This is a genomic window from Acinetobacter sp. PW68, assembly GCF_020982655.1.
Classification (GTDB): Bacteria; Pseudomonadota; Gammaproteobacteria; order Pseudomonadales; family Moraxellaceae; genus Acinetobacter; species Acinetobacter towneri_A.
Genome location: NZ_JAHZSX010000001.1, coordinates 102,095 through 128,936, shown reverse-complemented (window position 1 = coordinate 128,936; position 26,842 = coordinate 102,095). Strand labels below are relative to the sequence as shown.

Below are 26,842 nucleotides of genomic sequence, written 5' to 3'. Positions count from 1 at the left end.
GCTATAGTGAAATGCAACGACATATAGGAATTTAGGATGCGCTTTTCTCAAGATGCTTGGCAACGTAACCTTGCCCTTTATCACAAGACGCTCGCGTTACCGTTTAATCAGGAATTGGCTCAAGGCACCTTGAGTAAAGCTGCCTTTGCGCATTATGTGATTCAAGATTCACATTACTTAATTGCTTACGGGCGCGCGCTGGCCGTCTGTGCAGCCAAAGCTTTTGATGCAGATGATATTATTCAGTTCGCAGATGCAGCCAAAATTGCAATTGTGGTGGAACGTACCTTACATGACAGCTTTATGCAGGAGTTTGATATTTCCAAACAGGAATTTGAAAACACTCCGCTGACTCTTGCCTGCCATCATTACACCTCTTATTTAGTCGCAACCGCATGGTCGGAAAGCTATCCTGTGGTATTGGCATCACTACTGCCATGTTTCTGGATTTATGCCGAAGTTGGTAAAGATATCGTCAATAACTCTGCACCGAATAATCCGTATCAGGCATGGGTCGATACCTATTCAGGCGAGGAGTTCCACACTGCAGTCAATAATGTGATTCAAACCATTGACCGTGTTGCTGCGCGCTGTGATGCCGATACACTTGAAAAAATGCACCACGCTTACACCAAAGCCGCAGAACTGGAATGGTTATTTTGGGACAGTGCCTATCATCAACGTCAGTGGCCAGGTTTAGATCAAGTTTAACTGCCGCCCTCACACACTGTATGGCGATCACTCCATACAGTGCGACAAGCCATGACCGATAAAGCATGAAAAATAACACTTGAACAATTTTCATGCGCTATCATATATAGGTTTTTCATTTGCAAAATATCGAGATTTTTTATGAGCCAAAGTCATATCCGTATTCGAGGTGCACGTACCCATAACCTAAAAAACGTGAACCTTGATATTCCACGCGATAAATTTGTGGTCATTACGGGTTTATCTGGTTCAGGAAAATCTTCACTGGCATTTGATACCCTCTATGCAGAAGGGCAACGTCGTTATGTCGAATCACTTTCTGCCTACGCACGCCAGTTTTTATCGCAAATGGAAAAACCTGAAGTCGATTCGATTGAAGGTCTAAGCCCTGCAATTGCTATTGAACAAAAATCGACCAGTCATAACCCGCGTTCAACCGTGGGGACCATTACCGAAATTTACGACTATTTGCGTTTACTGTATGCACGTGTTGGTACACCGTACTGCCCTGAACATGATTTACCGATGGTCGCGCAAACCGTTTCAGAAATGGTCGATGCTGTAAAAGCACTAGAAGAAGGCACTGCCTTAATGCTCCTCGCGCCAGTAATTCGTGAGCGTAAAGGCGAATACGTGCATCTGTTTGAGCAACTACAAAGTCAGGGTTTCGTACGCGCCCGAGTGGATGGCGAAGTCATGGATATTGACCCACCGCCAGAACTCGACAAAAAGAAAAAACATACCATTGAAGTGGTGGTAGACCGTTTTAAAGTCCGAGATGATTTGGGCAACCGTATTGCCGAAAGCTTTGAAACTGCGCTGCGTTTAGGTGGCGATTTAGCCATTTTATCGTGGATGAATGCGGAACAACCTGATCGTATTTTTTCAGCCAAGCACTCTTGCCCACAGTGTGACCGTGCCGTAGCAGAACTTGAACCACGCCTGTTCTCATTTAACAATCCTTTTGGCGCTTGTCCAACGTGTGATGGTTTGGGGACACGTAGCCATTTCAGTGCGGAAAAACTCATTCCAAACCCTGAACTGTCGATTAGTCAGGGCGCTATTCGCGGCTGGGACAGACAGCGTCCGTATTATTACAGCATGCTAGAAAAAGTCGCGGCACATTATGAACTGTCACTCGACACGGCATGGAGTCAGCTCGACAGCGCGACCCAAAAGAAATTTCTGTACGGTACTGGCAAAGACAAAATAGACCTGAGTTATACCGATGAACGTGGGCGCCACCATAAACGTGTGATTGCGTTTGAAGGTGTGTTGCCACATTTAGAACGTCGCTACCGTGAAACCGAAAGTAATTATGTGCGTGATGATTTGGCGCAGTATTTATCTAATGCGGCCTGTGATGCCTGCGGTGGTTCACGTTTAAATGAAATTTCCCGTAACGTTCGCGTGAAAGACAAAACCATTGCCCAAATCACTCAAATGTCAATTGGCGATGCCGAAGACTACTATCAAGGCTTAAATCTTGAAGGCGCCAAAGGTGAAGTCGCGGATAAAATCTTTAAAGAAATTCGTGAACGTCTGCACTTTTTAGTGTCGGTGGGTTTGAATTATTTGAGTCTGTCACGCTCTGCCGAAACTCTTTCGGGCGGTGAAGCACAGCGTATCCGCTTGGCATCTCAAATTGGTGCAGGGCTTATGGGCGTAATGTATGTGCTAGATGAACCTTCAATTGGCTTGCACCAACGTGACAATGACCGATTGCTAGAAACCCTAATTCGCTTACGTGACTTGGGCAACACGGTGTTGGTGGTAGAACATGATGAAGATGCGATTCGTGCCGCCGACCATATTATTGATATTGGTCCAGGCGCAGGTGTGCATGGTGGACATATTATTGCCGAAGGTACTTATGCAGAACTGGCCGAACATGCAGACTCACTCACAGGGCAGTATTTATCGGGTAAATTAAAAATTGAAGTGCCGAAAACACGTACTCAACCGCCACATCCTGAACAACAAATTAAACTCATGGGCGCAGCAGGACACAATCTAAAAAAAGTGGATCTCACTTTGTCTTTAGGCGTGATGACTTGTGTCACAGGCGTGTCAGGTTCAGGAAAATCCACCTTAATTAACCGCACTTTGTTGCCTTTGGCTGCAACTCAATTAAATGGTGCCACCACCTTAAACGCAGAAAAATTCGACTCGATTGATGGTTTGCAATATTTAGATAAAGTGGTGGATATTGACCAAAGCCCGATTGGGCGAACGCCACGCTCGAACCCAGCGACCTATACAGGTTTGTTCACTCCAATTCGTGAACTGTTTGCACAAACGCCCGAAGCCAAAGCACGTGGGTATGCAGCAGGACGCTTCTCCTTTAACGTCAAAGGGGGACGCTGCGAGGCCTGTGAGGGTGATGGCATGATTAAAGTTGCCATGCACTTCTTGCCAGATATGTACGTGCCTTGCGATGCCTGTCATGGTAAACGCTATAACCGCGAAACTTTGGAAGTCAGTTATAAAGGTCGCAATATTTCTGATGTTTTGGAAATGACCGTTGAAGATGCCATGCATTTCTTTGATGCCATTCCTGTGATTCATCGTCGTTTAGAAACCTTAAATCAGGTGGGCTTGGGTTATATTCGCCTTGGACAATCTGCCACGACGTTATCTGGTGGAGAAGCACAGCGCGTGAAACTTGCGCGTGAACTGGCCAAGCGAGATACAGGCAAAACCCTGTATGTACTGGATGAGCCGACCACTGGTTTGCATTTCCATGACATTGCCAAATTGCTCGATATCTTGCATGAGCTACGCAATAAGGGTAATACCATTGTGGTGATTGAACACAATCTAGATGTGATTAAAACTGCAGACTGGATTGTCGATTTAGGTCCTGAAGGCGGTGCAGGCGGTGGACAAATCATTGCCGAAGGTACACCTGAAGCTGTCGCAAAATCTAAAGTTTCGCACACGGCAAAATTCTTAAAACCAATGCTGAAAGGCTAAAACAGATGATTGCAGTTTTTGGCTCATTCAAATTTAAACCCAGATTCAGCGTAAGGTTGCGCTGAATCTTTCAAGCTAAGCTTTTTTCATTTCGGAAATACCAGAAAGCCTGTGATTGTGACTTAGTCACTAGCAACAGCATTGCGCCCAAGTGCTTTGGCTCTAAATAAATGTTTATCGGCCTTTTTGAACAAGCTACTCCATGATGCAGCACCCACCGCCACGCCCGCACTGACTGATATTTGAATATAATCATTTAGTTCTGGAATAAAAAATTCCTGATTCACAATATGACAGCGCAATTTATCTGCCAAATGTAGCGCCTCAGTGAATTCTATTTGCTCAATCAAAACCAAAAACTCATCGCCACCATAACGCACCACCAAGTCTGAAGCACGGACATGCGCCTTGAGCGTATCGGCAATACATTTTATAGCTTGGTCACCCACCACATGCCCGTAGGTATCGTTAATATGCTTGAATTTATCCACATCCAAAATAATCAGACCAGTTTTGGTCAATTTTTCAGGTCGATGTTCCAAATATTTGATGTATTCTTCAAGTGCCAAACGGTTGGAAACACCCGTTAAAACATCGGTATTGGCAATATTACGCAGCTGAAATTCTAAAATATCACGTTGCTCTAGGCGTTGTTTTAGTTTTTGAATGGCCTCCAAAAGTGTTACTTTGTCTGGATTTTGCGTACCATGAGCTTCATCATCATAAGCTGCCAAGCGCAAAATTTGGTTGCGTGCCTGAATTAAAGGAATAAATACCTTCGAACGCGCATAGACCATGGTAAAAATAGCAGCCATCAAAGAAATTAATGCGACCACCAAAGTTAAAACAAGTTTTTGCTGCGCTTTGATATAATCTTTTTTAGCTAAGTTCAAACTATAATCTAACAAGTAATTTTGTAAGTCGACCACGGTGCTAAATTTATTCACCATAACTTCGGTCAATTGTGTGCCTGTCAAAGAATAAGCTTCATCCTGTAAGCTCTGCTCCATCAGCTGCTTTACGATTGGAATCCCTTGATCTAAAAACTCAGTCTTTAAGCGATGATGTAAAGCTGTATATTCAGGCACTTTATGTGCTTCAGGCAAAATCGTATGCACCAAGTCCCATAAATGATAAGCTTGACGCTGGTTTTGTAAGGAGTTAGCTAAGTTTTCCGCGGGAATTTTTTCACCAAAAGTGATGGCAGCCATAATATTCGATGCGACTCGCCCAGCTTGATCACGCAATTCCGATAAAATAAAAATCACACTATAATAAGTTGATGCACGCGAATCTTTGCCCACAGAATCTAGCATCACATGCTTCAATACATACTGAGAACTATCCCAAGCAGCAAACATTTTCTGAATCGCATGATCCAATTGAGCTGAACTGCGAGAAGACTGAGGAGTTGCAGCATAAGCATCTACCGCATCACGTCCCTCTTTTAACGAAGATTTTAATTGAAGTGACAAATGCTGCGCATGCGGAATAAAACCCTTGCTTTTGAGTAGTTGAGTAGTTTCTTCGATTTGCTGATCAACATTAGCCCGATAGCGTTTTAATTCTTCAATATATTCTGCTCTTTTCTCGGGCGTACTCGACATGACTTGATTGGCTGGCGCACGCTCACGTGAAATATTATTGGTCAGCTCAGCTACATTACGCAAAACAGAAACTTCGATTAAAGCTCGCTCAGCTCTTTTATAACTTTGATAACTATTCACAATTGAAGGAACAGAAATAAAAAGTAATGACACGATAATAATGATCATCGAAATGCACAATCGCTGACTGATATGTTCTGAGCGCAACTTCATCATCATGCTAAGTTTCACCTACGTCATTATTACTGTGCAAAATCGTGAACTTGATCACCAAATCGGCGCCTATATTACATGAATACCCCTTAAAATACTTACCAAAAAGATAATTAATTCAGTTAGATTTTAGTTTAAACGGCAAATATGGCAGCTAAATTGGGCTAATATTTCAGACCTGTCTGACTCGATCAGCTCACTCAAGAAAACTTCCAAGCGCATACCCATGAGCCATTTGCTTAAAACGACAAATACAAAATAATGGTTCAACATGCAAAAAATATTTTACAGATGCAACATTTAGGTGCATAATGCACCTCATTAGGGCGAATTTAGTTTTTACTCAGCAGAAAACTAAATTTACCCGCATATTTGGCGCAAAATCCCAGTTTTTGAAAGAAAACTGGGATTTTTTTATGGGGTTTAATTTTTTACACAGATATATTGCACTGTATTGGTGCGGTAATAAAATGACACTGCTTTTTTAGTTGCAAAAAAAACCCAACCTTGGGGAAAGTTGGGCAGATAAAACGAAACATTTATGGAGAATTAGATCATACTACGAGATCAAGCAAGCTCAAGATTTGAAAGATAAATTACGAGATAAGTTACATAATTTTCAAACCTGACTTGAGTAGTAGGTCTTCATGCTGCAATTATGAAATAAATCACAGTTATTGTAAAGCTTAGCTAACTAGTCTGATTTATTTTTATACAAATATTAAAATTTAATGTGACTAAACTCACATTAATTCAAATATTCCACTCAAATTCAGTCTAAACAAGCCTTCTTTATTGCTTGTTTTTTACCCAAATATCATGATTTCACCCTAAAACAGGTGAATTTTTCCGTTATTCTTCACATTCCAAGAATTATTATTAAAGATAATTTCAATAAAACTGATCGATTAATCCAATTAATGCTTTGCTTATTATTTCTACTTTTGTTGCAAAAACGAACATATCGACTTGTTATCCATACAGTTTTTAGGTTGACAGCAAAAATTTTATTTGAATATTTTTTAAACAACAAAGTCAATTGGACTTAATTCTTAAATAAAGTCCTTTTAGTTCATTGACTTAATAATTTGTTACACTAAAATGATCAATGTTTCATCCATTTTTAACAAAACTGGTAACTATCATGAAAAAACTCGGTTTAGCCACTGCATTATTATTAGCCATGACCGGTGCTCAAGCGTACCAATTCGAAGTTCAAGGTCAATCTGAATACATCGACAATACAGTAAATGATAAGAATTTCACTGGCGCTGTTCAAGGTACTTACTACTTCAAAAATGTTGATGCGACTAAAGGTCCATTGGCTGAAGCTGCGTTCTTAAACCAAGCTTCTAACTTCTCTTTAGCATACAACTATGGTGAATACGATGTAGATGCTGTAGATGAAGATTTCGTATCTCATGTTTATGGTGCTAAAGCTGAAGCGTATGTACCAACACAATTGGTTCCTGTTTATGCTAGTGCAGCATATAGCCACACCATCACAGATGGTAAAGGCGGTCAAGACAATGACAATGGCGACCGTTATGCTTTAGAACTTGGTGCAGTTGTAGCGCCTAACTTCTTGGTTGCGGTAGGTTATACAAGCGTTGCAGATCAAGATTCTTATGACGCTTTCAATATCCTTAGTAATGGTGTTGCTAAAGCAGCGCTTGAGTCAGGCACAATCGATCAAGACCAAGATGCAATCACTGCACGTACAAAATATGTAGGCGCAATTGACGGCACCAATATGGCTGTTGGTTTTGAAGCAGGTCTTGTATATGGTGAAGATACTATGTACAACTTAAAAACTGATCTTTACTTAACACCAGCACTTAGCGTGGGTGCTTCTTATGCAGAAACAAGTGCTAATACTGATGTCGATTCTGCTTGGGGCGCGAACGTAAACTACTTCATCACTCCTGCAGTTGCTGTAGGTGCTAGCTATGTAAATGCGAATGCTGTTGGTGTAGCTCGTGACACTCAAACTGTTGGTGTAAACGCTAAATTCCGTTTCTAATTTCACATTAGATACTGAAGTTAAAAAAGACGCTCATCTGAGCGTCTTTTTTTATGCCTGAAATATTTCATGAAAAAATTGAACTGCTATTTCACTCAGATGAATCATCATGGTGATGATGCGGTAAATGGCGAATGTATTGCAATGCGATTAAACGTGACACGATCAATGCCAAATACATCACGCCACAGAACATTTGCAACATGGCAATCACCCGTGCTTCTGGGCTGATTGGTATAAGATCAGATAAGCCTGTCGCAGACTGCAAACTAAAACTTAAAAACAGTAAATCCAACCAGCTTTGTAAACCTGCAGCATTTGGGTTCTGAAAACTTTGCGGAATCAGAATCTGGCAAATGCTATATAAAAAGGCAAATCCCCAAGCGATTAAGGTAAACACCGCTGCCGCAGCAAACAACTCATCTTTGGTTAAGTAACGGTCATGGAACATATAGCGCAATAAACCATAAGCGGCACTAAAATATGCTGCCGCTTCACAGGCATGACTCATCACCAAAACAAGAGGATGACGCACACCCAATAAAATAAAGAACGAAAAGAACAAAGCTGCATAAACAAAACTGAGGCCTAAAACACTCAACATTGGCGTTTGTCGAATCACTTTGGCAATGAGCAGCAACACCAATACCCCCACCATCCAAGTGATGACTTTGTAGGGCATGTTGTGATGGGAAAAGAGTGAAAGTAGCAAAATCACAAACTGCAAAAACAACAGCCATGCTGAAGGCAAGACCTGAAACCTTTTCCAGACATTGTCTAATATGTACATATATCTGCTGCCTATTCTTTTTATATTGCATCCAACATAGCAGCTTATTTAGTCATGTAATGCAATCACTCTGTATCAAAATTGCATATCTCAATAACCGTATCCATAAATACTCAAAATATTTATCGGTATGCTTACCCTAGCCAACAGACAGACATAAAAAAAGTCCCATGACTGGGACTTTTTTATAGTGTTTCAGACCTTAGTGGTCAGATGCACCTGAGATACCAATACCAGTTTGTGAGCGTACGAACTGTGCATCGAATGCTTTACGTTCAGCTTGTGCTTGCGCAGAGTTGTCAGTGATAGAGAACAACCAGCAGCAGAAGAATGAAAGTGGCATTGCAAAGATCGCAGGACCATTGAATGGGTTGATTGGTGTGTCAGAAATTTGCAGCGTATCTACCCAAACTGCTTTAGACAATACAATCAAGGTTACTGCTGAAACTAAGCCTGCTACCCCACCAATCACTGCACCGCGAGTCGTTAAGCCTTTCCAGAACATAGACAATACAAGTACTGGGAAGTTGGCACATGCTGCTACAGAGAATGCTAAACCGACCATGAACGCAACGTTTTGTTTCTCGAAAAGAATACCCAAGATCATTGCGAAGATTGCTAAGCCTAAAGTTGCAATTTTAGACATGCGAAGTTCAGATTCAGGTGTCGTTTGACCTTTCTTGAATACGTTAGCATACAAGTCGTGAGAGATTGCTGAAGCACCAGACAATGTCAAACCAGCAACTACCGCAAGAATTGTTGCGAATGCTACTGCAGAAATGAAGCCCATGAACAAGTCACCGCCAACCGCATCAGACAAGTGCACCGCAGCCATGTTGTTACCACCAACAAGTTCTAACTTGCCAGTTACTGCCATTTTCGCAACATCAAGGAATTGTGGGTTGTTTGATACATAAAGGATCGCACCAAAACCAATGATGAAGGTTAATAGGTAGAAGTAACCAATGAAACCTGTTGCTACAACTACTGATTTACGTGCTTCTTTCGCGTCTTTTACTGTGAAGAAACGCATCAAGATGTGTGGTAAACCTGCTGTACCGAACATTAACGCCAGACCAAGTGAAATCGCATCAATTGGATTAGACGCTAATTTACCAGGACCCATAATGTTTGCAGCATCTGCCAAGCTCAAGTCATGTACTTTAGAGAAGACTTGGATCGATTGCTCGAACATGTTCGTGAAGCTGAAGCCCACACCTTTCATTACCATGAAGGCCATGAAAGTTGCACCTGAAAGTAACATCACCGCTTTGATGATCTGTACCCAAGTTGTTGCCAACATACCACCGAACATTACGTAAGCCATCATGAGTAGACCCACGATTACTACTGCCAGGTTGTAGTTCAAACCAAAGAGAAGTTTGATTAACTGACCCGCACCTACCATTTGTGCAATCAGATAGAACGCAACCACAACAAGCGAACTGAATGCTGCAAGGGTACGTACTGGCTTTTCAGATAAACGGAACGAGACCACGTCAGAAAGGTTATATTTCCCTAAGTTACGTAAACGTTCAGCAATCAAGAACAATACGATTGGCCAGCCCACCATGAAGCCCAGTGAGTATAGCAAGCCATCAAAGCCTGACATAAACACCATTGCAGAAATACCGAGGAACGATGCTGCTGACATATAGTCACCTGCAATCGCTAGACCATTTTGGAAACCAGAAATACCACCGCCTGCGGTATAGAAGTCCTTCGTGTTCGTGGTTTGCTTCGCTGCCCATTTAGTAATGAACAAAGTTGCGCCAACGAAAATCAAGAACATAATAATTGCTGGCCAGTTGGTTGGCTGCTGTTCTGCTGCACCTAAATCTGGTCCTGCAAATGCCATACCTGACATAAATACAGTAGACACAGCCAGTGCTTTCAATGAATTCCATTTCATCTTAGTGCGGTCCTTTCTCATGTGTAATTGCTTCAACTTCACGCATCGCTTCTTCATTCAATTGGTCAAGTTTGCTATTTGCAATTGATGCGTAAACCGCACATAAAATGAAAGATAAAACGATAATGCCCAGACCCAGTGGAATACCCCAAGTCGTCACACCGCCAGAAATTGAACTCAATAAAAATTCTTTGTTATAGCCCACTAAAAGCATAAAACCTACGTACACAAACAACATGATTGCTGTTAATGTCCAGCTTAGGTTACTTTTTCTGCGAACCATTTCTTTGAATTTTGGGTTTTGTAGAATACGTTCTACTTGTACCTCATCCATAACCTGCTCCTTAAAGCGCCCTGCCTTAGGCGCAAATTTTTAATTCGAATTATTTCGAACTTAAAATTAACAATGTTGAGCCTCATTTGCAATTTAGACTTTGGTCGCTAAAAAATGATCAACCTCAGCGCAAAGGCTATGGAATAGGCTATCATAGCCCTATTGTCGATACTTTTAAGGCATCATGAACAGCTGGCTCATTATGGGGGTTTTAGCCCTCTATATCGCATTACTTTTTATTTGTGCTTTCTATGGGGAAAAACATGCCAGTCGTTTAAGCTCACGTGGGCGCATGCTCATGTTCAGCTTAACTTTAGGGGTGTACTGTTCATCATGGACTTTTTATGGCGCAACGGGCGCAGCCGTTCGTGAAGGGATCATTTTTTTACCGATTTATTTAGGACCATTACTGTTTGTCGCTGTTGGTTATGATATTTGGCGACGTTTAGGTCGCGTACGACAACACCATGCCATTTCATCTATTGCTGACTTTGTTGCCGCACGTTATGGGAAAAGTGGACCTCTGGCATCACTGGTCACAATTTTGGCAGTGATTGCAATTATTCCTTATTTGGCTCTGCAATTACGTGCAATTGCGCTTAGTGCCGCAGTGATTTTGGATCAAAGCAATAATGTCGAAAGTACCACCAATGCGGTGTTATTCCTCACAGGTTTATTGGCTATTTTAGCGATGCTATTTGGTACCCGACAAATTGCCAATACCGAACAACACGGCGGTTTAATGCTCGCGGTTGCCTTTGAATCCTTTGTCAAATTATTTGCCCTTCTTGCTGTGGCTTTCTTCTTTATATTTGAAGCGCCCGACAATATTCACCAAATTGCCAATGATGTCTCTACTACCTTTCATGAAGTGCAGCTGTTTGGGGTGCCTGAAACCTTCTGGGTGCAAACCTTATTGGCGGCCTTAGCGATAATTTGTTTGCCGCGTCAGTTTCACGTTGCTGTGGTCGAACTGCGCGATGAAAAACATATTCGAGGTGCGCGTCGTTGGTTTGCCGTTTATCTGATTTTAACCACCATTGCGATTGTTCCCATTGCCAGTTGGGCTTTGCATGCAGCTCCGCAATATTTAGCCATCCCCGATGTGGCGGTATTGTCTTTACCACTTAGCTATAACCAGGACTGGCTGACGCTGTTAGCGTTCTTGGGGGGATTCTCCGCCTCGACAGGCATGCTGTTGGTATCTTCGGTAGCCCTGTCAATCATGCTAAGTAATGACCTGATCATGCCTGCCTTGTGGCGCATGGGCATTTTTTCACGCCATGACAAGCGTTTGCCTTTGGTGTTGAAAGTCACCCGACGCATTTGTATTTTAGCGGTGATGCTGCTTGGCTTCCTGTTCTTCAATTTCTTTAACGATATTGATCAGCTTTCTGTGTTTGGTTTGCTGGCCTTTAGTGCAGTGGCGCAATTCTCCCCTGCCCTGATTGGGGGGTTATATTGGCGTGGTGGCAGTAAACAGGGCGTTTATGCAGGCTTAATTGTTGGTTTTGCGATGTGGGCCTATACCCTGCTACTTCCGACTATTTTACGCAGCCTGCCAAGTCAGTTCAGCGAGTTTACCCGTGAATTTTTATTGCTGGGGCCTTTGGGCATCAACTGGTTACGCCCTGAAGCCTTGCTTGGCTTTGAATCTTTTGCACCGCTCACACACGGGGTCGTTTGGGCGCTCGGTTTAAATATATTGTTATACATTTGGGTGTCACGTATTTTTCGCCCAAGTGTGGCAGAACAAATTCAGGCCGAAAGTTTTTTTTATTATGAGACCAAACCTTTACCAACTCAGAACATGAGTAATGAGGTCAGCTATTCACATCAGGATGTCGCACGATTAAAAGTAGGCGATTTAATCACACTTGCAAAACGCATTACAGGCGAATCTCCAGCCAGACAAGCCTTTGAGCAGTTTAGTCAGCAAAATAATGTGGTGCTGAATGAAAACGCAAACGCCAATGGCATGTGGTGGCGTTTCACCGAACAATATTTGGCAGGCACCATTGGTGCGGCATCTGCGCGTACCTTACTCACCACCGCCATGGTCAATAATGGACTCGCTTTAGGGCAAGTTGCGAACATTCTTGACCAAGCCTCGCAATGGCAGCGCTTTAACCAAAACCTAATCATGACCATGATTGACCACATGACCCAAGGCGTGAGTGTGGTCGATGAAAATATGTGTTTGGTGGCATGGAATAATCAATACCTTAAATTATTTGATTATCCTAAAGATATTGTCTATGTCGGTTGCCCAATTGCCGACTTGATTCGCTATAACGCAGAACGGGGTGAATGTGGCCCGGGCTCGATTGAAGAACACGTGCGTAAGCGTATTCACTGGATGAAACTGGGCAGCGCACATGAATTTGAACGCATTCGTAAAGATGGTCGTGTGATTCAAATGCGTGGTAATCCAATTGAAGGTGGTGGTTTCGTGACCACCTTTGCCGATATTACCTCCTTCCGTGAAAACGAAGCGATACTTGAAGCACGGGTACAAGATCGCACGCAACAATTGGCCGATGCTTTGGCCGAGCAGCAATTGGCACGCGAACAAGCCGACAAAGCCAATATGTCCAAAAGCCGCTTTATTGCCGCTGCCAGTCATGACTTATTACAGCCGATGCATGCGGCACGCTTGTTCAGCACGGCTTTAGAACAAAGCATTCAATCCGATGAAGACCGTAAAACCTTACAGCAACTGGATCGTGCCTTGCATGGTGCAGAAAGTATGATTTCGGCCTTGCTGGATATTGCCCGTTTGGAAGGCGGTACGATTCAGCCGAAACGTCAGGCTTATCCATTACATGACTTACTGAGTGATTTAAGCTTGCAATTTAAATCTATTGCGGCACAACGTGGCATTGAATTTCGTGTGCATGATGTACAGTTCTGGATTGACACTGACCCGCAATGGATTCGTCGTATTATTCAAAACTTTGTCAGCAATGCGCTGCGCTATACCGCCAAAGGGCGTGTGGTGGTTGGGGTATTACGTTCTGCAGAACAACTACAACATATTCGGATTGGGGTGTGGGATACAGGTCCAGGTATTGCCGAAGAACAACGTATTAAACTGTTTCAGGAATTTGAGCGTTGTGGACATACTTCACCTTGGGGTGAGCAAGGTCTAGGTCTTGGATTGGCGATTGTGCATCGTATGACCCGTTTATTGAACTACCCTGTGCATGTCTATTCAGAATTGGGCAAAGGCTCATGCTTTATGATTGAAGTGCCGATTGTCGAAGCACCAAAAGTGGTGGCGGCACCTGTGCAAGTGGTGCCATTGAAATCCAAAGCCTACAAGATTTTATGTTTAGACAATGATGAAACCATTTTGGAAGGTATGGCGACTCTACTAAGTAAATGGGGCTATCATGTATTTAAAGCCACCGAACCTGAACAAGCAATTGAGTTGATTCAACGTGAGCATATTCAAGTTTGGTTAATCGATCAGCACTTAAATGACGATAAAATCGGTTTAGATTTCATTTTGGAACATCGTCAGGCTGATGTTCCTGTGGCGTTAATTACAGCAGACTCTGATCCAGAATTGCCACAGCGTTTAAAAGACCTCAATATCATCCTGCTGAAAAAACCGTTAAAACCAGCATCACTGCGCTCTTGGTTATCGGGTCTGAAAATTTCAGCCACTTGATTCAGCTATCTGGCTTTGGTTTAATTTTGGCGTTCATCTCTCAGAGATAAAACTGCGATGAGCGCACTAAACTAGTTACATTTTCTGGTTTGGTTACATTTAGCAGTCTGATGACAAGACTTCACTTTACATAGTGAAATATAGGTACAGTGAAAATCCAACACATGTGCTGTGAATATTGACAGTAATTGACCTGATCCGGCACATCAATTGACCAAAGCTTTCAAAAACACTCGGTTCTAATTCGATACAATTCACATTAAATATCATGATCAGATTCACTATGGCAAAGCCTTACGAAGTTGTAAGCAAATACACCCAAACTTGCTTACAATTTTTTTAATTGGCGATTTTATAAAGGCTTTTCCAAGCGGACTCGCTCTTATTAGACTTTAGTCTTATACACTCGTTGATGATCTACGCGCATAACTAAGTACAAGAAATGATCAGCGCGTTCATCTCTAAACCACATCCAAATAAAATGCTCGCCCCATCAGCGTTGATCGACCTATTTTCACGTTTTAGGAAGAATCTCATGAATACCGTGAACTCTGAACAGCAGCTTGCAGAACAAACACAGCAACTCCATCGTCAATATGGCGTGAATGCGATTTTGCCCGAAATTCATTGGGATCGTCTGTTTCAAAACAGCAAGCTCCAAGCTCCCCACCTACAAGCACTAAATACCCTGTATCAAACCGCAGTGCCCTTAGCCCTGCAAGTTTTTGAGGAACTCAATTTTGATGTGTTTCGTCCTGCCGCATATCAACCACAAGGTTTAGGTCTGTTTGACAAGCTTGCAGCACAAGAGCAGCAATTACTGGATGTTTTGGAACAAGAAGCAGAAGGCTTAGATCAAAGCACACGCCAACATATTTGGAGTATGTTATTACGTGGTGGTGCTGTATTGGTCTTTAAAGCATGGTTAGGCAAAGTCAAAACAGATGAAGCACAACTCGATACAGCTCAATTTGATGAATTGTCCGATTTACTGTTCATTAAAACCGCACCTTTTGAACTGGCCGAACGCTTAAAGGTCGATGCGCATGCACCCACTGAACATATTTTTCTACTGTATGGCAATGACGTATATTTAGACCGTTTTAATAGTCTTGAAACTGCAGCCTTATTTGTCGATTTAGGCGTGTACGATGCTGCGTTTTTAAGCCTGAGAGATGACCGCGTTGCGAAATACCTGATTAGACAAGGCTATGTCAGTGAGCAACAAATTGATGAGTTGCAATGTGCCTTAAATCCTTTGAATTGTGCCGATTTAAATCCAAAGCAGAACTATATTGCTTAAGGTCAGTTGAAGACTTAGATTCCAAATGATCACATCACACATCCATTACCGTTCCTAATAAAACAAGGCGTGCAATTGGCACGCCTTGTTTTTATTTGATTAACAATACGAATTGATTTTTGCTTAAAACGTCACACGCTTATAATCACGATATTCAGGCTTCCAGAAATTCGCTTCAATTGCCTGTTGTAAAGCTTCGTCATCTAACACAGGTGCAACGCCTGCATCCATTGCTGCTTTTGCCACCTTAAAAGCAATAAACTTAGAAACTTGCTGAATTTCATTTAAATCTGGCAACAAATCTGCATTCGGGTCTTTTAGCAATGGTGAACAATCTGCCAAAGCATTACTTGATGCAATGAGCATGCTATCAGTCACCCGCGTTGCACCTGCAGCAATCACGCCTAAACCAATGCCCGGGAAAATATAAGAGTTATTGCACTGCGAAATATTATAAATTTTGCCCTGATAATTCACTGGCTCAAATGGACTGCCTGTGGCAATCAGTGCCTTACCTTCCGTCCATTCCAAAATATCGGCAGGAAACGCTTCGACTTGTGAGGTTGGATTCGAAAGTGGCAATACAATTGGACGCTCGCAGTTGGCGGCCAAAGCTTGAATGATCTCTTGAGTAAATAAACCCGGTTGCCCAGACACGCCAATCAACACGGTTGGTTTAGCATGCTGAATCACATCCAATAATGAAATAATGCCTTCTGCATTGCCCCAACCTGTGACACGTTCCGTGCTTTGTGCCAGTTTGCTTTGGAAGTCGAGTAAGTTCGGCTGATTATCGGTAAACAAGCCATAACGGTCTACCATAAATATGCGAGCGCGCGCTTCAGCATCGCTTAGACCTTCGACCACCATTTGCGCCACAATTTGCTCGGCAATACCACAACCTGCCGAACCTGCGCCCAAAAAGGCAATGGTTTGATCTTTCAATTGTTTGCCTGCAGCCCGTGATGCTGCAATTAAACTGCCCACAGAAACTGCTGCCGTACCCTGAATATCATCATTAAAACAGCAAATTTGATCACGATATTTGTTTAATAACGGCATGGCATTTTTCTGAGCAAAATCTTCAAATTGAATTAAAGCCTTTGGCCAGCGACGTTTCACCGCATCAAGCACTTGATCAACAAATTGATAATATTCCTCACCATTGATACGCGGCTGATTCCAGCCCATATAAATTGGGTCATTCAGCAATTGTGGGTTATTGGTACCAACATCGAGGGTAATGGGCAAGGTATAGGCAGGGCTAATACCACCGCAAGCGGTATATAAAGACAGTTTCCCAATTGGAATGCCCATGCCACCAATGCCCTGATCACCCAGACCTAAAATACGCTCTCCATCTGTAATCACAATCACTTTGACATTCTTTTTATTGATGTTTTGCACAATATCGTCAATGTGGGCGCGGTCAGGGTACGAAATAAAAATACCACGATGACGGCGATAAATATCGGAAAAACGCTGACATGCCTCACCCACCGTTGGGGTATAAATAATCGGCATCATCTCACTCAAATGCTGCTCGATTAAGTGATAAAACAGGGTTTCATTGGTGTCTTGAATATTGCGTAAATAAATATGTTTGTTGATGGCATCACTAAAAGAACAATATTGCTGATAAGAACGCTGGGTTTGCTCTTCAATATTTTCAATTACATGCGGAATTAAACCATGCAGGTTAAAACGAGTACGTTCTTCTTCAGAAAATGCAGAACCTTTGTTTAATAAAGGCAGTTCTAAAAGGCTGTTGCCAGCATAGGGAATATATAAAGGACGTTTTTGCTGCAGATTTGCGGTGGTCATTGTTCATCTCATTTTAATCAGTTGCGAATGGCGCATGGATTGAGATACACCATCAGACATCTGACTAGCTTAGCTCCTTTTGCAGTAGAGGAGGCATTTAGAAGTTTGATAACCAAATCTGAATGATTTTTATTTCTGATAACCGTATGTTTTTGAGTACTACGTTCTTTGAATCAACCTAAACAGAGAACAGATCACGATTATTTCGGTGGCTGTAAAGGTGACATATCGACAATCAGGCTAGCGAATTTACGTACCATTGGCAAAACAAACAGCACCACTGGAAAAGCAAATGCCCAAGAAATCATCCAGTTATTGAACCAGAGTGCAAAAAAACCATCCATCCAGCCTAAATTACGAATCATATTGATAAAGGAAATGATGCCACTCATCAAACACGATAAAAAGAAAGGAATCACCACAGTGGTCCATTTCATAGGTAACTTGGGTACATTGCCAAAAATCATTGCACGTTGTTTCATGCCATCGCCTTTTGCCTGACGTTATTGGCGGATACTATGCCATGAATTGCTTAGAGAAAGGATGATTTTTCAGGCAATCTATTTCTTTAGATCCACCCACCGCAAAATTCGATAAAGCATACAATTGCATTCCCCTAAAGCCCCTGAAATTTGCTATATTTAGCGTTTTTCTGCACATCTATTTTTCGACTCAATATGAATACGGCAATACAAGCAGCGCTCGAGCATGCAGTGCAATCCCTTCAAGCTGAAGGTGTACTCCCATCTGACTGGAACAATACGAGTAATTTAACCCGTACCAAAGACCGCAGCCACGGCGATTTCGCATCGAATATTGCCATGATTGCCTCTAAAGCTGCGGGTATGAAGCCGCGCGATTTAGCCGAAAAAATTCTTGCTGCTCTGCCTGAAGTGGCGGATATCAGCAAAGCAGAAATTGCAGGCCCAGGTTTTATTAACTTCTTTTTAAATGCCGATCAACGTTTTAGCGTTTTAGATCAAATTCAAGCACAACAACAAAATTTTGGTCGCAGCCAAATCAATGCGCAAAAACGTATTCAGGTCGAATTCGTTTCTGCCAACCCAACTTCAAGCCTGCACGTAGGACATGGTCGTGGTGCGGCTTATGGCATGACCGTTGCTAACTTACTTGAAGCGACAGGTGCCAAAGTTGAGCGTGAATACTATGTCAACGACGCAGGCCGTCAAATGGATATTTTGGCGACTTCGACTTATTTACGTTATTTGGAACTGGCTGGACAAACTCTAGTTTTCCCGAAAAATGCTTACCAAGGTGACTATGTCAAAGACATTGCACAAAGCATTTTAAAACAAGATGGTGAACGCCACGTTCGCCCTGTTGCAGATGTATATCACAATGTACCTGAAGATGTGCAATATGCGGCAGAACCCGATGCCGATGGCAACAAAGTAGTGCTATCGGGCGATAAAGAAAAACACATTGATGGTTTGATCTTCAATTCACAAAACCTTTTGGGCAATGACTATCGCGTGTTCCACCAAGCGGCCTTGAACGCCATTTTGGCCGACATTAAAGATGACTTGGGCGAGTTTGGCGTGACCTTTAACCAATGGTTTAGCGAAGCATCATTGACTGAAAAAATTGATGAAGCCCTGCAAACCCTGGACCAACGTGGTTATCTGTACGAACAAGACGGCAATATCTGGTTTAAATCAACTGAATTTGGCGATGAAAAAGACCGTGTAGTGAAACGCCGTAATGGTCAAACCACTTACTTTGCTTCAGACATTGCTTATCACCTAAATAAATTACAACGTGGCTATACGGACCTAATTGATATCTGGGGTTCAGATCACCACGGTTATATTTCACGTGTAAAAGCGGCGATTGACGCGCTCGGCTATGACTCGAAAAAACTCACCGTGCTGTTGGTGCAGTTCGTGAGCCTATGGCGTGGCGGTGAGATGGTGCAAATGTCATCTCGCTCGGGTCAATACGTGACCTTACGTGACTTGCGTAAAGAAGTTGGTAACGATGCTGCGCGTTTCTATTATGTGATGCGTAAATCTGAACAACATATTGACTTTGACCTAGACTTAGCCGTTTCGCAAAGTAAAGACAATGCAGTGTACTACATTCAATATGCACATGCGCGTATTTGTCGTATGCTCGAAAAAGCGGCGGCATTACAGCTCAATTTTGATGCTGCCGAGGCACGTCAATTTGCTGCAAAACTTGAGCTAGATGCTGAAACTGAAATTTTAGCCAAATTGGCAGCCTACCCTGAAATTTTAGTGCGTGCTGCCAACAGCCACGAACCGCATCAGGTAGGTAACTACTTGAAAGAATTAGCTGCCTTGTTCCATGGTTGGTACAACGAGCATAAAGTGCTGAATGATGATACAGCCTTGACTCAGGCGCGTTTATTGCTTTCAGTTAACGTGCAACAAGTCTTGCGCAATGGCTTAGAGTTATTGGGCGTTTCTGCACCTGAAACGATGTAATTCACTGAGCAACACGTTGAGGGTCGTAAGACTGAAAATTGATGCTTGAGATCGTGATCTCAACACTGATGTGTTTCTCGCTTTGCAATGCTTGAACTTTGCAAAGCGATTCTTTATCTTGATCGTATGTTGCTTAAATTTATTCAGGCAACATACAAAATAAAGTGACCCAAAATAAGTTTCTGGTATTGATGACAATAAAGAGGTTTCCTCGTGTTTGGAAAAACGCAACGCGGTGTATCTGAGCGCCCCAATAAGCCCAAAAAACCACTGATTCCTGCGTGGTTAGGCACGCTCGTGGTCGTTTTAGTACTGTTGTGTTTTGCTGTGGGTTTAATGCTTTGGAGACCGTGGGCACCTGTGCAACCTAAGGGTCAAATCAGTTCAGAGCATTATCAAGAAGATACCAACAAAGACTATCGTTTTTACGATTTGCTACCTCAGCAACAGGTCACGCCTATTCCTGAGCAAGCGGTTCCTGAAACACAGCAACAAAAGAGCGTAGTTATTGTTGAAGCACCTGCTGCGATAGAAGCAACAGCTGCCAGTGAAGCCGATGTTGGTTTAACCGAAATGCCTGCTCCTGTGGTCAAAGCCAGCTATATTTTGCAAGTTCGCAGCTACACCGACCCAGATGCTGCCGATGCACGTCGTGCTGAAATTATTTTGAATGGTTTATCTGCTGATGTAGTGAAAAGTACCGACGGCGGCGAAACATGGTATCGTGTGATTTCAGGGCCTTATGACTCAGCAGAAGCAGCAGTGATTGCCCAGCAGACTCTGCAGCATAGTGGCATTGATTCGATTGTAGTGAAACGCTAAGCCTGGTGCGGTTATCAATAGATTAAAATCACTTAAAAAAGATACCACGGCATCTTTTTTAAAGGATACAAAATCTTATACGCATAAGAAACATCGCGAGTGTTGTTACAATAATTGCTGCTCACGTTCGCGTGCAGATTGAAATGCAGGACGCTTTTCTACACGTGCCAAATATGCTGCAATCTGTGGATAACGGTGCCCTGTACGACTTTGCAGTGCCTGAAGTGGGAAACTCATTTGAATATCAGCAAAAGAAAAATCGCCTGCAAAATAATCATGTTCGGACAGATAAGCTTCCAAATAGGCAATATGATCTTTTAAACGAGGTTGAATAAATCCTGCTTTAATACCTGCACTAATTTTGTTTGCTACTGGTCGAACTAACCATGGCACTTGCTGTGGCACTTTGGTCAATACCAACTGCATTACTAACAATGGCATTAATGAACCTTCGGCATAATGCATCCAGTATTGATAGGCTTGCTGTGCAGAAGTCTGCTGCGGTTGAAACTGCGCTTGCAAATCATAATGCTGCTGCAAGTATTCCAAAATTACTGCAGATTCTGCAATGGTCTGCTCTGCATCAGTTAAAATTGGCGCTTTACCCAATGGGTGAATCAGCTTCAATTCATTGGGCGCACTAAAATTGGGCTGACGGTGATAAAACTTGATATCATAGTCTAAGCCCAGCTCTTCAAGGGCCCATAAAATGCGGAAAGAGCGGGATTGATCAAGGTGGTGTAAAGTAATCATAAAACGTCCTATTTTGTTTTATTGCCTATGTTTTTGAGTGATTGTACGCTTATATTTGAATCAACATTATAAAAAAAGATCTGTCCTAGAGGGCTATTTGTAAGAGATGGATTCAACCTATGTTTAACCAAACTCAGTACGAGTCTCCATACTGCGTAAATGAGCCTCAACTTGAAATTTGCTAACATCTAATCTCTTATGCTGTGATTACATACGCAAGGTAATCATAGTGCAGGTGAGTAGAGCTCTACAAAGCAAATCATAGCAGCGGGACCTATATCAGGATCACCCAAAGACTCAGGCCCATCCACAATAAATTGATGCTGTCCGCTTTACAGTAGTTGACTTTGCTAGGCTGTCTCTAAACTGTGTAGCTGTACTTTTCCAATCTTTGTCAGCTGCTTTCCCTCTTTCAAACTACTTTACTAAAATTTATCCACTGGAGCGTAAAACCTCGTGGTTCAGCACGAGGATATAAGCGACTGGAGTAAACCATATTAACGACACGAAATGTCTTTTTAAATACTTGTACTATAGTCACTATTAAGAAAAATATTGTTAAAATAATTGGATGAAGACACTCAAATTACGCATAAAAGACAAACATTGCAAGGTGCTAAATCAGTTAGCATCCGAAGTAAATTTTGTCTGGAATTATGTCCTCTGTACACGACAAAAATAGATAACTCATTGAAATAATGTCACAATAATTGTTTTCTAACGACGAATACTATGACACATCTCAATGAGTTATATCTTATCTTAAACAAATCTCTAAAATGGAACAAGTCACATTTAAAGTGCTTTGCGCTCATCATGCTTGTGATTATTTTAAAGCAAACATGTAATCTTTCTTCTGCATCTAAAGCCTTGCCCATCAAGTGCTTACCACAATCATTTTATCGACGTATGCAGCGCTTCTTTGCAGGTCAGTATTTTGATTATCGTCAAATTTCTCAGTTGATTTTCAATATGTTTTCATTCGACCAAGTGCAACTGACTTTAGATAGAACCAATTGGAAATGGGGAAAACGAAATATTAATATCCTGATGCTCGCAATCGTTTATCGTGGAATAGCGATACCTATCCTTTGGACATTGCTTAATAAACGTGGAAATTCAGATACGAAAGAGCGTATTGCTTTGATTCAACGCTTTATAGCCATTTTTGGTAAAGACCGTATTGTGAATGTGTTCGCAGACAGAGAGTTTATCGGTGAGCAGTGGTTTACATGGTTAATTGAACAAGACATCAACTTCTGCATTCGTGTTAAAAAAACTTCATTGTCACCAATCATTTAGGAAAGAATCATAAAATTAGTGATTTATTTCGCCATCTTAAAGTTGGTCAAATTGAATGTCGTAAACGACGGATTTTGGTTGGTCGGGTGAAACTATATATAAGTGCACTACAGTTAGAAAATGGAGAGCTTTTACTCGTCGTTTCTCCTCAGTTTAATGCCAATGCTATTCAGGATTATGCATTACGCTGGGAAATTGAAACCTTATTCAGTTGTCTCAAAGGACGCGGGTTTAATCTTGAAAATACGCGCTTGACAGACCCTAGACGAGTGAAAAAATTGATTGCGGTGTTAGCTATAAGCTTCTGTTGGTGTTACTTAACGGGTGAATGGCAACATGATCAAAAAAAAGCGATAAAAATAAAGAAGCATGGACGACTCTCAATGAGTTTATTTCGCTATGGTTTAGACTATGTTCAAATGGCGATTCAGCGTTTAATTGGTTTTGGGAAAAAAGAAGAGTTTAAGGAAATTTTGGCAATTTTAAGAAAGCAGAATCCTGATAGGATAAGGGTTCTGTGAAATTTGTCGTGTACAGAGAATTATGTCAATGATTTGTGTTTTAAACATCTTCAAAGAAAACAACAATTCTTTTCAGCATACGATATTGCAAAATACACCAAAGGCACATCGAAAGAATGCAACTTGCACAGTCAAACTATTCAGGCAGTGACAGAAGAATTGGTCACAAGACGCAAGCAATTCAAAAAAGCAAAACTAAAATGGCGTGTCAGTAATAAAAAATCAGCTAGACGTTCATTAGGTTGGATACCGTTTAAAAAGGTTGCAATCAAATATGCTGATGGCTATGTTCAATATGGTAAACATCAATTTAAACTATGGGATAGTTACGGATTAAGTAAATACAATATCAAAACAGGCTCATTCGTAGAAGATAGTCGTGGACGTTGGTATGTTTGTCTTGTTATAGATTCACCAAAGCAAGCTAAGCCAACGTCAAGCAAAGCCATAGGTATTGATCTAGGTTTAAAAGATATTGCTACCTGTTCTGATGGTACAGTCATTTCAAATCCTAAGTTCTATCGCAAGTACGAACAGAAATTAGCTGCTGCTCAACGAGCAAAAAATAAAAAGCGTGTACGTGCATTACACGCTAAGATTGCAAACTGTCGTAAAGATCATTTGCATAAGGCAAGCACTATGCTTGTCAAAGACAATGCACTAATTGTTGTAGGTGACTTGAGTGCAAAAAAACTTGTAAAAACCAAGATGGCAAAGTCTGTTTTGGATACAGGGTTTTCTGCGCTAAAAACCATGCTCAAGTATAAATGCGAGAACGCAGGGGTATGGTATGAAGAGGTCAATGAAGCCTATACCACCCAGACTTGCTCGTGCTGTGGCTCACGCTATAGTAGTCCGAAAGGTAGAGCAGGACTTGGAATAAGAGAATGGCAGTGTGTGGAGTGCGGTACGCTCCATGATCGGGATGTAAATTCCGCACTGAATATTCTTGCGCTCGGACATGAGCGTCTAGCAGTAGGAATCTCCGTCCTTTAGGTCGGGGAGTATGTCAACTCGATGCCCGAATTCTTGCGGGAAAAGTCGGTGCTTCTAAACGTGGTCCGTCATAATCTGGAATTGAACCAAAACGCGGATCTTGATTGACCCATTGCTCCCGAGCAAGTTCTAATTCTTCATGGGTTCTTCCGACCAAATTCCACCATAACAAAATGTGCGACTCAAACGGCAAACCACCTAAAAGTAATAGCCGTGCACCTGCATGGACATGCAATTCAATTTCAGTCAACCCAGGTTCAAGCAGTAACATATTTTCATCGGTCAGTTCATGCCCATGCAATGTTGCTGTTCCGGCTAACATCATCAAACCATATTCAAATTTAGGATTGAGTGCTAAACAGGTTTTACTCGATATGCTTGCGCTAATATCCACCCCGAGCAAGTCACTATGCACGCGTACAGGTGATGTCGTCTTTAAAAATTCACCCACCAAAATGGTAAATTCCAAACCATCTTGGTGTACCACAGGCAAGTCAGGGTAATGGTCAAAGCGCGGTGCCATATTGCGCTGATCATCAGGTAATGCAATCCACAACTGAGCGGTATGCATACGGGTTTCAGTTTCAGGCGCAACTTCAGTATGCGAAATGCCATAACCTGCGGTCATTAAATTGACCTGTTTCGGACGAATCAGCTGCTTGGTGCCCAAACTATCGGTGTGCATGATTGTCCCTTCAATCATCCAAGTAAAGGTTTGCAGACCAATATGTGGATGTGGGCCAACATCTAAACCTTCACCTTGCGGAAAACTCACAGGGCCTGCATGATCTAGAAAACACCATGCGCCAATCATGCGTTTATGTCGACTCGGTAGGGCACGTTTGATTAAAGTCCCCTGTCCAATTTCAGCATTACGCAGCGGAAATTCCTGTATAAATTGCTTGACGTACTTGTCGCAATCGTCTGAATTGGAGAGCTCGGTATAGTTGCTATTGCTCATCCTGTGCTCCTTAAAGCTAAAGCTTTTGATTCTTTTACTATTAAATACGCTAAATTGATACTCAAGGGCAAGACCCTATTTGTTGCACAAGTACGTGTTAATCAAATAGATGACTGAATTGTCAGTTTTGACCGAAAATTTAAAAAAATGCAGAAAATACCCAAATTTAGGGAGGTCAATTTTTCAACATTTTGGGCATAATTTGGGTGTGAGTTGTTATTTTGGGTAAATCTCGTAATGTCTGTGAAAGCTCGAATGGGACAACAGTTTCATTCGAAAGTTTTAAGCGACCAAGAAGCTTCAGCCAAATTATTAAAAGTGACCGAATGCGATCTGGAAAACCGACAGGCAATTGAAACAGCATTGCAGCACCCGACTGCGCCTCTCCCACCAAAATTTGAACCCCACTTTGACCAATACCAATATTTACATCAACGTCGTTATTTACGTCAGGTCAATTACATTGGGCAAATGGTTTTCTTACTGTATTTCTTTGTCGATTATTTTGTGATTCCAGACGTCAGTCTGCTTTCAGGCATTATTCGTGTGTTTGCCGTAACTCTTGCATTGGTAGGTAATTATTTTTGCTTTAAATATGTCAAAGACATTCAGCTTTTAGATTTAATCTTACCCATCAGCGCCACACTGTGTTGCGGTGTCTGGTTTTATATTTTGTCGCAATCACACAGTCCATGGGTCGGCTACTATCTTTATGCTGCGGTTATTTTTGTGGTGATGGCCAATCTGTGTATTCAGGTACGTTTCCGACCTGCACTGTATAACTCATTGCTCATGAGTGTGCTGATTTTTCTAAGTGCCGTCTCCTTAACAACCCTACAAGATGCACTCATTTTTATGGTGGTCTATATCCCCATGTGGCTACTCAGTTTGTATATTAGCTGGAGCAATACCCTCAATGCGCGCCACCACTTTTTACGCAGTTTGCTGGATGACTGGAATTTCCATACCCTGCAAGCCTTAGCCCATACCGATGAACTGACACAACTGAATAACCGTCGGCAATTTGTGCACATGGCGGAACATAAAGTTCACAAATGGCCTAAATCGAATTCGAGCTGTTTATTGATGTTTGATGTAGATTTCTTTAAACACATTAATGATACCTATGGGCATGATGTTGGAGATCGGGTGCTGCAAAATATTGCTGAAATTGCACGTAAAGAAATGCGTCGTAAAGATATTTTGGCACGCTTTGGTGGCGAAGAGTTTATTGCTCTGCTCAGCGAAACCAGTTTAGATGAAGCAATGATGATTTCTGAGCGTTTAAGACAAAAAATTGCACAGCATCAAATGTGTATAGGCAATAAGTGCTTTAATTTCACCGTGTCGATTGGTGTATCGAGTTTAAAACCACAACAAACTGACTTACAACTGTTGATTAAGGAAGCCGACCTCGCACTTTACCAAGCCAAACAAAGCGGACGTAATTGCGTGATCAGTTATGATGTAGGAATGTCTGAGCCACCCGAACCGATTTTAAAAAAAGAAGTTAAATCCTGAATGATCTAATTGATATAAAAAATGAGCACATTACGTGCTCATTTTTTGGGTTTCTGGCTAGAGTGCGTTTAAAAGCGGTGCTTAACCCTGTTATCACATGGATCTTGCGCCTATTTTAAAAGCAGTGCT

General features: G+C 42.0%; 17 protein-coding genes and 1 pseudogene. 10 read left to right on the top strand and 8 right to left on the bottom strand.

Features of this window, described 5'->3' with window-relative positions:
- The first annotated feature begins 36 nt into the window (after positions 1-36).
- Positions 37-711, top strand: coding sequence for a thiaminase II (tenA, locus tag K1T76_RS00510; RefSeq protein WP_230243765.1), 675 nt, complete (start codon positions 37-39; stop codon positions 709-711).
- 141 nt (positions 712-852) lie between these two features.
- The gene (gene uvrA, locus K1T76_RS00505) at positions 853-3,687 is read left to right on the top strand and encodes an excinuclease ABC subunit UvrA (RefSeq protein ID WP_230243764.1); all 2,835 of its coding nucleotides are present in this window, start codon (positions 853-855) and stop codon (positions 3,685-3,687) included.
- A gap of 122 nt (positions 3,688-3,809) precedes the next feature.
- Here uvrA and K1T76_RS00500 read toward each other — a convergent pair whose 3' ends face one another.
- Positions 3,810-5,513, bottom strand: coding sequence for a GGDEF domain-containing protein (locus tag K1T76_RS00500; RefSeq protein ID WP_230243762.1), 1,704 nt, complete (start codon positions 5,511-5,513; stop codon positions 3,810-3,812).
- 1,102 nt (positions 5,514-6,615) lie between these two features.
- Between K1T76_RS00500 and omp33-36 the strand changes: the two genes are divergently transcribed.
- Entirely contained in the window at positions 6,616-7,530 is a 915-nt protein-coding gene (omp33-36, locus tag K1T76_RS00495) for a porin Omp33-36 (RefSeq protein ID WP_268259872.1), read from the top strand.
- 91 nt (positions 7,531-7,621) lie between these two features.
- Here the strand turns inward: omp33-36 and K1T76_RS00490 are convergent, their stop codons facing one another.
- From K1T76_RS00490 to K1T76_RS00480, 3 genes are all read right to left on the bottom strand, one after another.
- On the bottom strand, positions 7,622-8,320 hold the full coding sequence (locus K1T76_RS00490) for an ion channel (protein WP_230243748.1): 699 nt from the start codon (positions 8,318-8,320) through the stop codon (positions 7,622-7,624).
- Positions 8,321-8,522: 202 nt separating this feature from the next.
- Positions 8,523-10,232, bottom strand: coding sequence for a cation acetate symporter (locus tag K1T76_RS00485; RefSeq protein ID WP_230243746.1), 1,710 nt, complete (start codon positions 10,230-10,232; stop codon positions 8,523-8,525).
- A gap of 1 nt (position 10,233) precedes the next feature.
- Positions 10,234-10,566, bottom strand: coding sequence for a DUF485 domain-containing protein (locus K1T76_RS00480; protein WP_179990591.1), 333 nt, complete (start codon positions 10,564-10,566; stop codon positions 10,234-10,236).
- 184 nt (positions 10,567-10,750) lie between these two features.
- On the opposite strand from K1T76_RS00480, the gene K1T76_RS00475 reads away from it, so the two are divergent.
- Both K1T76_RS00475 and K1T76_RS00470 read left to right on the top strand, forming a co-directional pair.
- The gene (locus K1T76_RS00475; protein WP_230243744.1) at positions 10,751-14,242 is read left to right on the top strand and encodes a hybrid sensor histidine kinase/response regulator; all 3,492 of its coding nucleotides are present in this window, start codon (positions 10,751-10,753) and stop codon (positions 14,240-14,242) included.
- Positions 14,243-14,777: 535 nt separating this feature from the next.
- Positions 14,778-15,545 carry a hypothetical protein gene (locus tag K1T76_RS00470; protein WP_230243729.1) on the top strand — a complete coding sequence of 256 codons (768 nt, stop codon included), beginning with the start codon at positions 14,778-14,780 and terminating at the stop codon, positions 15,543-15,545.
- Between the two features lie 123 nt (positions 15,546-15,668).
- On the opposite strand, the gene K1T76_RS00465 is transcribed toward K1T76_RS00470, so the two are convergent.
- Both K1T76_RS00465 and K1T76_RS00460 read right to left on the bottom strand, forming a co-directional pair.
- A complete protein-coding gene (locus tag K1T76_RS00465; protein WP_230243727.1) occupies positions 15,669-17,369 on the bottom strand; it encodes an NAD-dependent malic enzyme in 1,701 nt (566 codons plus the stop codon).
- A gap of 200 nt (positions 17,370-17,569) precedes the next feature.
- Positions 17,570-17,851, bottom strand: a complete 282-nt coding sequence (locus K1T76_RS00460) for a DUF2798 domain-containing protein (RefSeq protein ID WP_230243724.1) — start codon at positions 17,849-17,851, stop codon at positions 17,570-17,572.
- Positions 17,852-18,046: 195 nt separating this feature from the next.
- Between K1T76_RS00460 and argS the strand changes: the two genes are divergently transcribed.
- Both argS and K1T76_RS00450 read left to right on the top strand, forming a co-directional pair.
- Positions 18,047-19,837, top strand: a complete 1,791-nt coding sequence (argS, locus tag K1T76_RS00455) for an arginine--tRNA ligase (RefSeq protein WP_230243723.1) — start codon at positions 18,047-18,049, stop codon at positions 19,835-19,837.
- A gap of 213 nt (positions 19,838-20,050) precedes the next feature.
- Positions 20,051-20,659 carry an SPOR domain-containing protein gene (locus K1T76_RS00450; RefSeq protein WP_230243721.1) on the top strand — a complete coding sequence of 203 codons (609 nt, stop codon included), beginning with the start codon at positions 20,051-20,053 and terminating at the stop codon, positions 20,657-20,659.
- Positions 20,660-20,764: 105 nt separating this feature from the next.
- Here K1T76_RS00450 and K1T76_RS00445 read toward each other — a convergent pair whose 3' ends face one another.
- Complete coding sequence (locus K1T76_RS00445) at positions 20,765-21,412, bottom strand: glutathione S-transferase (protein WP_019837139.1); 648 nt, start codon at positions 21,410-21,412, stop codon at positions 20,765-20,767.
- 732 nt (positions 21,413-22,144) lie between these two features.
- On the opposite strand from K1T76_RS00445, the gene K1T76_RS00440 reads away from it, so the two are divergent.
- Both K1T76_RS00440 and K1T76_RS00435 read left to right on the top strand, forming a co-directional pair.
- Positions 22,145-23,235, top strand: a protein-coding gene (locus tag K1T76_RS00440; RefSeq protein ID WP_114318428.1) for an IS4-like element ISAba1 family transposase whose coding sequence is annotated in 2 segments (ribosomal slippage) — positions 22,145-22,685 and positions 22,685-23,235 — 1,092 coding nt in all. Because the reading frame shifts where the segments join, the coding sequence is not laid out codon by codon here.
- An 18-nt stretch (positions 23,236-23,253) separates the two neighbouring features.
- A pseudogene (locus K1T76_RS00435) lies at positions 23,254-24,231 on the top strand (RNA-guided endonuclease InsQ/TnpB family protein); the annotation flags it as partial.
- A gap of 13 nt (positions 24,232-24,244) precedes the next feature.
- Here the strand turns inward: K1T76_RS00435 and K1T76_RS00430 are convergent.
- Positions 24,245-25,192 (bottom strand): pirin family protein, encoded by a 948-nt coding sequence (locus tag K1T76_RS00430; protein ID WP_230243714.1) that lies wholly within the window; start codon positions 25,190-25,192, stop codon positions 24,245-24,247.
- Positions 25,193-25,429: 237 nt separating this feature from the next.
- On the opposite strand from K1T76_RS00430, the gene K1T76_RS00425 reads away from it, so the two are divergent.
- Entirely contained in the window at positions 25,430-26,713 is a 1,284-nt protein-coding gene (locus K1T76_RS00425) for a GGDEF domain-containing protein (protein WP_230243713.1), read from the top strand.
- Positions 26,714-26,842 lie beyond the last annotated feature (129 nt).